We start from the raw sequence: 12,572 nt of genomic DNA, 5'->3' as shown, positions 1-12,572 counted from the left end.
AAACAACACAAAATGCAACATACGTCGACGGATCAGCGCGCCAGTTGCAGTGTCAGGATCCCCGCCAGGACCAGCGCGGTCGCAATCAGCCGCCGCCGGTCGAAGGGCTCGCGCAGCAGGAAGTGGCCCAGCAGCGCGGCAAAGATCACGCTCGATTCACGCAGCGCAGCCAGCTTGGTCACGGGCGCCATGGTCATCGCCCACAGCATCAGCGCATACGAGCCCACCCGGTTGATGCCGCCGATCCACGCGCGCTTCCATTCCGTGCGCATCAGCGTGACCAGCGCGTTGCCGCGCCGGCTGAAGGCGTAGGTCGGCATGAAGATGTGCGACATCGCCTGCAGCCAGACGATGTAGGTGAAGACCTCGCCGTAGCGCTTGACCGCGGTGCCGTCGATCACGGTGCCGGCCGCCAGGCAGGCCCCGGCCAGCAGCGCAAAGCCGAGCAGGTCGGGCGATTGCCGGCGCCAGCGCACCAGGCTGACCAGCCCGCAGCAGATCAGCGCGATGCCGGCATAGCCGCCTGGCCCCAGCCGTTCGCTGCCGGCCAGCAGCAGCAGGATCGCCACCATCATCGGCGCCGAGCCGCGCATCAGCGGATAGGCCTGGCTGAAGTCACCACGGTTGTAGGCAGCCACCAGCGACAGCTTGTAGCCGACTTCCAGCGCCACTGTGGCCAGCAGGAAGGGCCACACCTGCGGCGCGGGCAGGGGCACCAGGAACAGGAAGGGCAAGGCCACCAGCAGGCAGAAGGTGTCGATCAGCGCCATCGACGACAAGCGGTCGCCGCCGATCTTGACGATGGCGTTCCACGACGCGTGCATCAGCGCGGACAGCATCACGGCGGCAAAGGCGAGGCCGTGAAAGTCTGGGGGGAGGGGCATGAAGGGTTGAGTTTGCGAACCGATGGTTTGCTCCCCTCTCCCGCTCGCGGGAGAGGGGAGCCTGCTGCTAGGCGAGTGAGGTGAAGATGCTCAAGGGGTCAAGCCGCTTCTGCCAGCGGCGCCTGCATCTTGATCCCCATCTCGCGCAGCACCTCGCCAATCGCCGTCACCACATTGCGCATCTCGTTGTCGTCGATCGCACCAATGCACCCGACGCGGAAGGTCTCCATCTGCGTCAGCTTGCCCGGATACAGGATGTAGCCGCGCTCGCGCACCCTGGCGTAGAAGGTCTTGAAGTCATAGCGCGCGTCGGCCGGCGCATGGAAGGTGACGATGATCGGCGCCTGCACCGCCGCCGGCAGGAAGGCGCGGAAGCCGAGTGCGGCCATGCCCTGCACCAGCGTGTCGCAGTTCCTGCGGTAGCGCGCGCCGCGCACCGGCTGGCCGCCTTCTTCCAGGAACTGGTCGAGCGCGGTGCGGAACGCCGCCACCACGTGCGTGGGCGGCGTGAAGCGCCACTGCGTGGTCTTCTGCATGTAGACGTACTGGTCGTACAGGTCCAGCGCCAGCGAGTGGCTGTTGCCCTGGCTGGCTTCCAGCACGTCTTTCTTCACCAGCACGAAGCCCATGCCCGGCACGCCCTCGATGCACTTGCCGGTGGCGGCCACCAGCGCGTCGAACGGCATGGTGCGGGCGTCGATCTCGATCGCGCCGAACGAGCTCATCGCGTCGACGATCAGCCCCTTGCCCAGCCGCTGGCACAGCGCGGCGATTTCCTGCAGCGGGTTGAGCACGCCGGCGCCGGTCTCGCAGTGCACCTGCGCCACGTGCGTGATCGACGGGTCGCGCCGGATGGCCTCTTCTATCAGCGCGGCGGTGGCGGGCTGGTCTTCGGGGATCGGCAGTTCCACGCTGGCGCGGCCAAGCACCTTGCAGATCTTGAGGATGCGCTGGCAATAGGCGCCGTTCTGCGGCACCAGCACCTTGCCGTCGCGCGGCACCACGTTGGCGATGGCGGCCTCCACCGAGAACGTGCCGCTGCCCTGCATCGGCACGCACACATGGGTGCCTTCGCCGTGGACGATGCGCACCAGGTCGTCGCACAGGCTGCGCGTGATGGCGTTGAAGGCGGCGTCCCACGAGCCCCAGTCGCGCAGCATGGCCTGCTTGGTGGCGAGCGAGGTGGTCAGGGGACCGGGGGTCAGAAGGATCGGGTCGTTGCCGCGAATCATGATGAGCTCCTGATTGGGAAGGAGTGGAAACAGGGGAAAGGTCAGTCGTTGCCCTGGCGCCAGGCCTGGGTCTTGCAATCGAGCACGCGTTGCAGCAGGTAATAGAGCAGGCAGGCGAAGGCCGAGGTCAGCACCACCAGCGTCGCCATTGCCGCCGCGGGGCCGATGTCGCCGGATTCATCCAGGTTGACGATCTCGACCGAGGCCAGCTTGGTGTCGGCGCCGTACAGGAACACCACTGCGGAGACCGTAGTCATCGCATTGATGAACAGGTAGCGCGAGATCTCCAGGATGGCCGGCAGGCAGGCCGGCACCGTGACCTTGAAGAAGGTCTTGTAGAACGGCACCTTGAGCGAGGCGGACACGGCCTCGAACTCGCTGTCGAGCTGCTTGAGCGCGGTGACCGCCGTCAGGTGGCAGGACGCGTAATAGTGGACGATGGTCACCAGCACCAGGATCCCCAGCGTCTGGTACAGCCCGTGCATCGGATTGGCCTGCGGCACGAAGAAGAAGATGTAGCCCAGGCCCAGCACCAGCCCGGGCACGCCCATCGGCAGCACCGCCATCAGCCGCACGAAGCTGCGCAGCCAGTCCATGCCGCGGGTCTTCTCCAGCAGGTAGGCGGTGGCGAAGATGAACACCGGCCCGATCACCGCGGCCATTCCGGCCATGCGCAGGCTGTTCAGGTAGGAATCGACCACGCCGCCCTCGACCAGCCCCACCCGGTAGTGGTTCAGCGACAGCGAGAAGTTGTACGGCCACAGCTTGACGAAGGACGCGTAGATCGCCATGCCCATCACCGCCAGCATCAACGCCGCCATCAGCCAGCAGAGCATCGCCATGGCCAGGTCGAAGCGGCGGCTGCGGCGCGGCACGTAGGGCACCGAGCGTGCCGACATCAGCGCCATCTGGCGGCGCTGCACGCGCGCATCGACACAGTAGGTGACGGCCACCGGCACCAGCAGCATCAGCGACACCACCGCGCCCTGCGAGAAGTCCTGCATGCCGATCACCAGCTTGTAGATGTCGGTGGCCAGCATATGGAAATTGCCGCCGATCACCTTGGGGATGCCGAAGTCCGAGATCGCATAGGTGAACACCACCATGGCCGCGCTGACCAGGCCGTAGCGCGCGCCCGGCACGGTGATGGTGAAGAACTTGCGCACGGTCGAGGTGCCCAGCGCATCGGCCGCCTCGTACAGCCGCGCGTCGGTCAGCGACAGCGCGGTGATCAGGATCATCAGCGCATGCGGGAAGGTGGCGAACACCAGCGAGGCCACGATGCCCAGCGGCCCGTAGATCTGGGTGCTGCCCATCCACGGCTTGAACAGCCCCTGGTTGCCGAACCAGAAGATGAAGGAGATCGCCGCCAGCAGCGATGGCGCCAGCAGCGGGATCAGCGCCAGGTTGCGCAGCAGGCCCTTGCAGGCGATGCGGCTGCGCGTCAGCGCATAGGCAAAGCTGAATGCCAGCGGCACGGTGATGCAGGTGGCCAGGGCAGAGACCCACAGGCTGTTCCACACCGAGCGCAGCAGCGCGGGCGACTCGAAATACGCGCGGAAGTGCGCGATGCCGGCCAGGCTGCCGTCGCGGTTCTGCACGCTCTTGGCCAGGATCATCACGATCGGCGCCAGCACGAAGCAGGCGAGCGCCAGCGCGGCCAGCGCCAGCAGCACGTGGGCGAGGCGGTCGGTCCAGTGCGCGCGCACGGCGGTTGCGACCACGGCCGGCGGGGCGGGTTGCGCGCCAGGGTTGGCAGGCCCGGCCGGCCCGCTGGTGGCGGGAGCGGGGATGGTATCGGTGGCCGGCATGGTGGCAGACGTATTGGCCGGCGCCGCAGTGAGGCTCATGCGCATGCGTGGCGGAAAATGCGGATACGGTCAGCGGGAATGGCCAGGCGCAGCAGGTCGCCGGTGTTCGGGCGCAGCTCGTGCAGGTCATTGAGGGAGAGGTCCGCGTACAGGGCGCCGGACGCTGCGTCAGGCAGGCGCAGCGTCAGCCGCGAGAACGCGCCGAGGAACTCGATCTTGTCCACGGTGGCCTCCAGCACGTTGGGGCCATGCTGTTCGATGCCGCGCACGCATACGTCTTCGGGGCGGAAGAACACCTGCACGTCCTCGTCGGCGCAACAGCCCGGGGGCGCGGCGCAGCGCATGCGCACGCCGCCCAGGTGCAGCTCGCCGTCGCCGCAGACGCGCGCGCCCAGCATATTGGTCTTGCCGACGAAGTCCGCGGCGAACGGCGTGGCCGGGCGCTGGTAGATCTGCGCCGGCGTGCCCACCTGCTCGATCGCGCCCTGGTTCATCACCACGATGCGGTCGGCCATCGATAATGCCTCTTCCTGGTCGTGCGTGACCAGGATGGTGGTGATGTTCAGCCGTTGCTGCAGCGCGCGGATCTCGCTGCGCAGCCGCACCCGCACACGGGCATCGAGCGCGGACAGCGGCTCATCCAGCAACAGCAGGCCGGGTGAGGTGGCCAGCGCGCGCGCAATCGCCACGCGCTGCTGCTGTCCGCCGGACAGCTGCGCCGGGTACTGGTTGCCGCGCTCGGGCAGCCCCACCAGCGTCAGCAGCTCATCCACGCGGGCGCGGCGCTGGTCACGCGGCATGCGGCGGTTGACCAGGCCGTAGGCCACGTTGTCCGCCACCGTCAGGTTGGGGAACAGCGCGTAGGACTGGAACACGATGCCGTAGTCGCGCTCCATCGGCGGCAGCGTGGAGATGTCGCGCCCGCCCTGGCGGATGGTGCCGGCGCTCTGCGATTCCAGTCCGGCGATGATGCGCAGCAGCGTGGTCTTGCCGCAGCCCGACGGGCCCAGGAAGCACAGCAGCTCGCCCTGGCGCACGTCCAGGTCGATATTGTGGAGTGCGACGAAGGCGCCGCTGCTGCCGCCGAAGCGCTTGTGGATGCCTTTCAGGCTGAGGTAGGTCTCGGCCGTGGATGGGGAGGTCTGCATGGCGTGGGGCCCGGTGGGTTCTGTTGGGGGACCCGGCGTCCTCTGCCCCAGGGGGCGAGGGCGCCGGTACAGGACGGCGCTCAGGCGCTCAGGGCTGCTTCTCCGACTTGCTGGCATAGCGCTTCTGCCACTCGGCCAGCACGCGCTCACGGTTCTTGGCGATATGGCTGAAATCGTTCTTGACCAGCATCTGCTCGTAGTTGGCCGGGATGGTCTCGATCTTCCTCGCCACGCCCGGATAGGCGACGATGGCCCAGTCCTTGGCAAACAGCTGGTTGGCCTCCTTGCTGGCCAGCCAGTCCATGTAGCGCTGCGCGGCTTCCATTTTCTTGGTGCCCTTGACGATGCCGGCAGCCTCGATGTCGTAGCCCAGGCCTTCCTTGGGGAAGATCATCTCGATCGGCGCGCCCGAGGCCAGCGTCTTGTGCGCGCGCAGCTCGAACGAGATGCCGATCGGGAACTCACCAGAGCCGGCCTGCTTGCATGGCTTGGAGCCCGAATGGGTGTACTGGGCGATGTTCTCGTGCAGTGCATCCATGTACTTCCAGCCATCCTGCTCGCCATAGAGCTGCAGCCAGGCGGTCACGTCCAGGAAGCCGGTGCCGGAAGAGGCCGGGTTGGGCATCACGATGGTGCCCTTGTAGACGGGCTTGGCCAGGTCCTTCCAGGTCTCGGGGCGCGGCAGGTTGCGCTTCTTGGCTTCGATGGTGTTGAAGCAGATGGTGGCGCCCCAGACGTCCAGCCCCACCCAGGACGGCGGCGTGGCCTTGTCGCTGTAGTCGCGCGTCAGTTTCTCGAAGCCCTTGGGCGAGTAGGGCGCCAGCATCCCTTCCTGCTTGAGCAGTTCCAGGCTCGACGCAGCCAGCCCGGCGATCACGTCGGCCTGCGGGTTGCCTTTTTCGGCGAGCGCCTTGGCGGTGATGACGCCGGTGGAGTCGCGCACGTACTTCAGTTCGATATCGGGCGCCACCTTGGCAAAGCCCTCGGCGTACGGCTTGAGGGTCTCGATCTCCCACGCCGTGTAGACGGTGAGGGTGGTCTTCTGGGCCAGCGCCGTGCCGGAGGCGGCTAGCGCAAGCAGGGCGGCGGCGGTGCGCAGGGTGGAAGTGAAGGACGGTTGCATGGGACTCCTTCTGGCATTGTAGGTGGAGATATGTGTCAATTTGGTGAATATGTTGCATTGCCATAGGGCGTGCTGCACAACATTGAATCACCGTGAAACCCTTGTGCTACAACACTTGCAAGACATATGCCTGGGTTTTCGCGCTCCGTGCGTCACCATCCGCGCCACATCGATGTCTTGATTGTTGACAATATACAAACCGCTTGCTTTAATGGCAATAAGGATTTTCGATATTGCGCAATCCCTCACAAACGGGAGTTTTCATGTCACGCCAAGCACCGCTGGCGAGCGAAATCACCATCCTGCAGAGCCAGTCCCTGGCCACCCTGGTGCAGCGCGAACTGGAACTGCGGATCATGTCGGGCGACCTGCCCCCCGGCGCCAAGCTCAATGAGATCGAGGTGGCAGGGCAGCTCAATGTGTCGCGCGGACCGGTGCGGGAAGCCTTCCGGGCGCTGGAGCAGGCCGGCCTGCTGCGCACCGAGAAGAACCGCGGCGTGTTCGTGCGCGCCATCTCGGTGGAAGAAGCCGATGAGATCTATGAGCTGCGCGCCGTGCTGGATGAGTTCATCGGCCGCCAGCTGGCCGCCCGCATCACGCCCGAGGGCCTGCGCGAACTGCGCGCGCTGGTGGAATCGCTGGGCGTCGCCAGCCAGGCGCGCGATGTCGATGAATACACGCGGCTGAACCTGGAGTTCCACGACCGCATGGTCGAACTGGCCGGCAACCGCAAGCTGCTGGATACCTACCGGCGCCTGGTCAAGGAACTGACGCTGTTCCGGCGCGAAGCGCTGTCCGGCAGCCACGCCGCCATGCCCGACTCCACCCGCGAGCACCGCGCCATCGTCTCGGCGATTGCCGCGCGCGACGGCGAACTGGCCGCGCGCCTGATGCGCGAGCACGTGGAGCGTGGCCGCGCCCGCATGCATGCCGCGGTGGACCCGGCCAGCGCCGACAAGGGCGCCGCTGCCTGAATCCGACCGTATCCATGGAAAGTACCGACCCCGATCGCGCCCAAGCACAGGAACCCCAACATGCCTGACACCAATGCCCGCACCATTACCGTCAACCAGCGCACCTACCGCTGGATGCAGCAGCCCGTCGTGGTGGTCTGCGTCGACGGCTGCGAGTTCGACTACCTGGAAGCCGCCGCCGCCAGCGGCCGCGCGCCCTACCTGAAGCGGCTGCTGGAAGCCGGCTCCGCCTTCCGCGGCGCCTGCGTGGTGCCCACCTTCACCAACCCCAACAACCTGTCCATCGTCTGCGGCGCGCCGCCGGCGGTGCACGGCATCTGCGGCAACTACTTCTTTGACCGCAGCGCCAACGGCGGGCGCGGCGAGGAAGTGATGATGAACGACCCCAAGTACCTGCGCGCCGGCACCATCCTGGCCGCGTTTGCCGATGCCGGGGCCAGCGTCGCCGTGGTGACCGCCAAGGACAAGCTGCGCCGCCTGCTGGGCCACGGCATGCAGGGCATCTGCTTCTCGTCGGAGAAGGCCGACCAGGCCACGGTGGAAGAGAACGGCATCGACGGCGTGGTCGAACTGGTCGGCATGCCGGTTCCAGACGTGTACAGCGCGGAGTTGTCGGAGTTCGTCTTCGCCGCCGGCGTGCGCCTGATGGAAACGCGCCGCCCGGACCTGATGTACCTGTCCACCACCGACTATATCCAGCACAAGTTCGCACCCGGCTCGGACGGCGCCAACGCTTTCTACGCCATGATGGACAAGTATCTGGCGCGGCTGGACGAACTGGGCTGCGTGGTCGCGCTGACCGCCGATCACGGCATGAACGCCAAGCACGACGACGCCACCAAGGCGCCCAACGTGATCTACCTGCAGGACCACCTGGACGCATGGCTGGGCCGCGGCGTGGAAGACGGCGGCGCGCGCGTGATCCTGCCGATCACCGATCCCTACGTGGTCCACCACGGTGCGCTCGGGTCCTACGCCACCATCTATCTGCCCGACGATGCGGACCCGGCCGCGATCAAGGCCCGGCTGTCCGACCTGCAGGGCGTGGAAAGCGTGCTGACCAATGCCGAGGCCTGCGCGCGCTTTGAACTGCCGCCCGACCGCGTCGGCGACCTGGTGGTGACCAGCGACAAGCATGTGGTGCTGGGCACCAGCCACAGCCGCCACGACCTGTCCGGGCTGGACGCGCCGCTGCGCTCGCACGGTGGCGTGTCGGAGCAGACCGTGCCGCTGGTATTCAACCGCGCCACGGCCGGTATCCCCGGCAAGGCCCTGCTGCGCAACTTCGACATCTTCGATGTCGCGCTGAACCATCTGCACTGAGTGCATCGAGCCGTACCGAACCGTGTTGACCGGAGGAGACTTATGAACGCCCCCCAATTCCCCGCTGGCGCCGTCAGCCCCCATTTCCGCGCCGAGGCCCTGCGCATCGACGGCCAGAAGATCGTGCGCGAGCGCATGATCGAAGTGCGCAACCCGTATGACGGCACTCTGGTCGGCACCGTGCCCAAGGCCACGCTTGACGATGTGCGCCGTGCCTTCGAAGTGGGCCAGGCCTACCGCTCCACGCTGACGCGCTATGAGCGCGCCGCCATCCTGAACCGCGCCGCCGCGCTGCTGCGTGAGCGCACTGAAGAAGCGTCGGACCTGATCACGCTGGAATCCGGCCTGTCCAAGAAGGATTCGCTGTATGAGATCGGCCGCGTCGCCGACGTGCTTGGCTTTGCCGCCACCGAGGCGCTGCGCGACGATGGCCAGCTGTTCTCGTGCGACCTGACCCCGCACGGCAAGAAGCGCCGCGTGATGACCCAGCGCGAGCCGCTGCTGGGCGTGATCTGCGCCATCACGCCGTTCAACCACCCGATGAACCAGGTGGCGCACAAGGTGGCGCCGTCGATCGCCACCAACAACCGCATGGTGCTCAAGCCGTCGGAGAAGGTGCCGTTGTCGGCGTTCTACCTGGCCGACCTGCTGTATGAAGCCGGCCTGCCGCCGCAGATGCTGCAGGTGATCACCGGCGACCCGCGCGAGATCGCCGACGAGCTGATCACGCACCCCGCCGTGGACCTGGTGACCTTTACCGGCGGCGTGGCGATCGGCAAGTACATTGCCAGCAAGGCCGGCTACAAGCGCGTGGTGCTGGAGCTGGGCGGCAACGACCCGCTGATCGTGCTGGACGATGCCGACCTGGACCGCGCTTCGGACCTGGCGGTGCAGGGCTCCTACAAGAACTCGGGCCAGCGCTGCACCGCGGTCAAGCGCATGCTGGTGCATGAGGCCGTCGCCGCGCGCTTTACCGAACTGGTGGTCGAGAAGACGCGCGCTTGGAAATACGGCGACCCGATGGATCGCGGCGTGGACATGGGCACGGTGATCGACGAGCAGGCCGCGATGCTGTTCGAGGCGCGCGTCAATGAAGCGGTAGCGCACGGCGCGCGCCTGCTGGTGGGCAACCACCGCAACGGTGCCAGCTATTCGCCGACCGTGATCGACCGCGTGGACCCGTCGATGACGGTGGTGCGCGAGGAGACGTTCGGGCCGGTGTCGCCGATCATTACCTTCCGCGATGTCGATGACGCCATCCGGATTTCCAACGGGACCGCGTTCGGGCTGTCTTCCGGCGTGTGCACCAACAATATCGAGGCCTTCACCAAAATCGCCAACTCGCTGCATGTGGGCACGGTCAATCTTTGGGAAGTGCCGGGCTACCGCATCGAACTGACGCCGTTTGGGGGCATCAAGGATTCGGGGCTGGGCTATAAGGAAGGCGTGCAGGAGGCGGCCAAGAGCTTTACCAACCTGAAGACGGTGACGTTGCCGTGGGCGTGAAGCACCGGGGGAAATGAATCTGTCGCTGGTTTGGCCCCTCTCCCGCAAGCGGGAGAGGGGCATGGTCCTTGGCACACCGCAGCACCCGCTGCGCTAGAATCAGCCCCCAGTCCCTGACGCTTCCGGAGTCACCGTGCTCGCCGAACAACGGCAGAAATACATCCTCGACCAGCTCTCCGCCACCGGCGCGCTGGCTATCAGCGAACTGGTGACCGAGCTCGACGTCTCGCGCGAGACCGTCCGGCGCGACCTCAACGCGCTGGCCGCCCGTGGCCTGCTGGTGCTGACCCACGGCGGCGCGCTGGCTTCTGACCGCACCGAGCCCGATACCCAGACCCGCGCCGCGGTCAATGCCGAAGGCAAGCGCGCGATCGGCGTGCGCGCCGCCGAGCTGGTGCGCGACGGCGCCTCGCTGATCCTGGACTACGGCACCACCACCCACGCGGTGGCGCAGGCGCTGCATGGCCACCACAACCTGCTGGTCTACACCAACGACCTTGCCATCGCCCAGCTGCTGGGCCGGCGCAACGGCAACCGGGTGATCGTGCTGGGCGGGGAGCTGCAGGACAACGAAGACGCCACGCACGGCTGGGACACCATCGAACAGCTGTCGCGCTACCACACCGACTTTGCCTTTGTCGGCATCGGCGGCGTCACGCCGCGCGGCGAGATCTGCGACTTCTCCCGCGCCGCGGCGGAACTGCGCAGCCGCATGCTGCTGGCCGCCGACGTGGCCTGCGTGGTGGCTGACCATACCAAGTTCGGCCGCAATACCGGCGTGACCATCAAGCATTTCGACCTGGCTGCCTGGCTGATTACGGACATGGCGCCGGAGCCGGAACTGGCCGCGGCGCTCAAGGAGCGGGGCGCCAAGCTGCTCATCGCCTGAAGGCCCAGAGCGTCCGCCCCAGTCGGATTCCCAAAGGCGGCGCGGCGCTGTCCGCTGATCGCACGGAAATCCCCGCCTGATGCACTAAAATGCGGCTTTCACGCCGCTGTCACAGGTGTTTTGACTGTCGTGTGCCCCACGCTGGTGCTAAAGTGCTGCATTGTCCGACAGGCACGGCCCCGCCGTGAATGTGCGGACAACCGGAGGCCACCCACCTTCCATCGGCGCAACGCCAGACGGCACCACAGACCGGCACCAAGCCGGCAAGGCTGCCGGATCCAGCCACTCCAGCACAGCAAGAGACATCCGTGAATTCTCCCTCCCTTGACGCATTCCTGGCGGGGGTTGCCCGCCGCGACCCCAATCAACCTGAATTCCTCCAGGCCGTGAAGGAAGTGATGATGACGCTCTGGCCCTTTGTCGAGCGCAATCCGCGCTACGCCGACCAGGCCCTGCTCGAGCGGCTGGTGGAGCCCGAGCGCGTGATCCAGTTCCGCGTGGCCTGGACCGACGACCAGAACCGGGTGCAGGTCAACCGCGCCTTCCGCGTGCAGCACAGCTCGGCCATCGGCCCGTTCAAGGGCGGCATGCGCTTCCACCCGACTGTGAACCTGTCGGTGCTGAAGTTCCTGGGCTTCGAGCAGACCTTCAAGAACGCGCTGACCACGCTGCCCATGGGCGGCGGCAAGGGCGGCTCGGACTTTGATCCCAAGGGCAAGTCCGATGGCGAAGTGATGCGTTTCTGCCAGGCGCTGGTGACCGAGCTGTTCCGCCACCTGGGCCCGGATACCGACATCCCGGCCGGCGACATCGGCGTGGGCGCACGTGAAGTCGGCTTTATGGCCGGCATGATGAAGAAGCTTTCCAACCAGTCCGCCTGCGTCTTCACCGGCAAGGGCCTGGCCTACGGCGGCAGCCTGATGCGCCCGGAAGCGACCGGCTACGGCACGGTCTACTTTGCGCAGGAGATGCTGCACCGGCGCGGGCGCGCTTTCGACGGCCTGCGCGTGCTGATCTCGGGCTCGGGCAACGTGGCCCAGTACGCGGCCGAGAAGGCGATCGAGCTGGGCGCCACGGTGCTGACGCTGTCCGATTCAGGCGGCGTGCTGCACTACCCGCAGGGCATGACTACCGAGCAGCTGGCCGAAGTGATGGCCTTCAAGAATGAAGAGCGCGGCCGCCTGTCTGACTTTGCCGCCCGCCACGGCATGGCCTTCGAAGCCGGCCGCACCCCGTGGCACGTGCCCGCCGACGTGGCGCTGCCGTGCGCCACCCAGAACGAGCTGGACGGCAACGACGCCGAGACCCTGCTCGGCAATGGCGTGATCTGCGTGGCCGAAGGCGCCAACATGCCGTCGACGCTGGAAGCCGTGGACCGCTTTGTCGATGCGAAGATCCTCTACGCCCCGGGCAAGGCCAGCAATGCCGGCGGCGTTGCCACTTCCGGCCTGGAAATGTCGCAGAACGCCATGCGCCTGTCCTGGCACCATGCCGAGGTCGACGAGAAGCTGCACGCGATCATGAAGGACATCCACCAGAACTGCATCCACCACGGGCAGAAGGCGGATGGCTATATCAACTACGTGGAAGGCGCGAACATCGCCGGCTTCGTCAAGGTAGCCGACGCCATGCTGGCGCAAGGCGTGATCTGACCTGAAGTTCCGGCCGGCGCAATGCCGGCC

General features: G+C 66.7%; 10 protein-coding genes. 5 read left to right on the top strand and 5 right to left on the bottom strand.

Translation table 11 applies throughout. The annotated features are described in order from the left end of the window. Positions 1–32: 32 nt before the first annotated feature. The 5 genes from AC3WRI_RS00050 to AC3WRI_RS00030 all read right to left on the bottom strand — a co-directional run bounded on the left by AC3WRI_RS00050 (position 33) and on the right by AC3WRI_RS00030 (position 6,198). The gene (locus AC3WRI_RS00050) at positions 33–884 is read right to left on the bottom strand and encodes an EamA family transporter (RefSeq protein WP_041688170.1); all 852 of its coding nucleotides are present in this window, start codon (positions 882–884) and stop codon (positions 33–35) included. 98 nt (positions 885–982) lie between these two features. Continuing rightward, positions 983–2,116, bottom strand: coding sequence for a 2-aminoethylphosphonate--pyruvate transaminase (locus tag AC3WRI_RS00045; protein WP_439669253.1), 1,134 nt, complete (start codon positions 2,114–2,116; stop codon positions 983–985). Between the two features lie 41 nt (positions 2,117–2,157). Beyond that, the gene (locus AC3WRI_RS00040) at positions 2,158–3,972 is read right to left on the bottom strand and encodes a putative 2-aminoethylphosphonate ABC transporter permease subunit (RefSeq protein WP_492292288.1); all 1,815 of its coding nucleotides are present in this window, start codon (positions 3,970–3,972) and stop codon (positions 2,158–2,160) included. Then, positions 3,963–5,075 carry a putative 2-aminoethylphosphonate ABC transporter ATP-binding protein gene (locus AC3WRI_RS00035; RefSeq protein ID WP_010812807.1) on the bottom strand — a complete coding sequence of 371 codons (1,113 nt, stop codon included), beginning with the start codon at positions 5,073–5,075 and terminating at the stop codon, positions 3,963–3,965. Before AC3WRI_RS00035 ends, AC3WRI_RS00040 begins: the two co-directional genes overlap by 10 nt. A gap of 88 nt (positions 5,076–5,163) precedes the next feature. Next, entirely contained in the window at positions 5,164–6,198 is a 1,035-nt protein-coding gene (locus AC3WRI_RS00030) for a putative 2-aminoethylphosphonate ABC transporter substrate-binding protein (RefSeq protein WP_010812808.1), read from the bottom strand. A gap of 263 nt (positions 6,199–6,461) precedes the next feature. Here AC3WRI_RS00030 and AC3WRI_RS00025 point away from each other — a divergent pair, with 263 nt between their 5' ends. The 5 genes from AC3WRI_RS00025 (at position 6,462) to gdhA (ending at position 12,542) form a co-directional block, all read left to right on the top strand. Next, positions 6,462–7,172 carry a phosphonate utilization associated transcriptional regulator gene (locus AC3WRI_RS00025; RefSeq protein WP_010812809.1) on the top strand — a complete coding sequence of 237 codons (711 nt, stop codon included), beginning with the start codon at positions 6,462–6,464 and terminating at the stop codon, positions 7,170–7,172. A gap of 60 nt (positions 7,173–7,232) precedes the next feature. Then, positions 7,233–8,495, top strand: a complete 1,263-nt coding sequence (phnA, locus tag AC3WRI_RS00020; protein ID WP_011617554.1) for a phosphonoacetate hydrolase — start codon at positions 7,233–7,235, stop codon at positions 8,493–8,495. 42 nt (positions 8,496–8,537) lie between these two features. After that, the gene (gene phnY, locus AC3WRI_RS00015; RefSeq protein ID WP_010812811.1) at positions 8,538–10,001 is read left to right on the top strand and encodes a phosphonoacetaldehyde dehydrogenase; all 1,464 of its coding nucleotides are present in this window, start codon (positions 8,538–8,540) and stop codon (positions 9,999–10,001) included. 133 nt (positions 10,002–10,134) lie between these two features. Next, the gene (locus AC3WRI_RS00010) at positions 10,135–10,890 is read left to right on the top strand and encodes a DeoR/GlpR family DNA-binding transcription regulator (protein WP_010812812.1); all 756 of its coding nucleotides are present in this window, start codon (positions 10,135–10,137) and stop codon (positions 10,888–10,890) included. A gap of 308 nt (positions 10,891–11,198) precedes the next feature. Next, complete coding sequence (gene gdhA / locus AC3WRI_RS00005) at positions 11,199–12,542, top strand: NADP-specific glutamate dehydrogenase (RefSeq protein ID WP_010812813.1); 1,344 nt, start codon at positions 11,199–11,201, stop codon at positions 12,540–12,542. The last annotated feature ends 30 nt before the right edge of the window (positions 12,543–12,572 follow it).

Source organism: Cupriavidus sp. FW305-27 (genome assembly GCF_058787995.1).
This window is presented reverse-complemented; position numbering and strand designations above follow the sequence as displayed.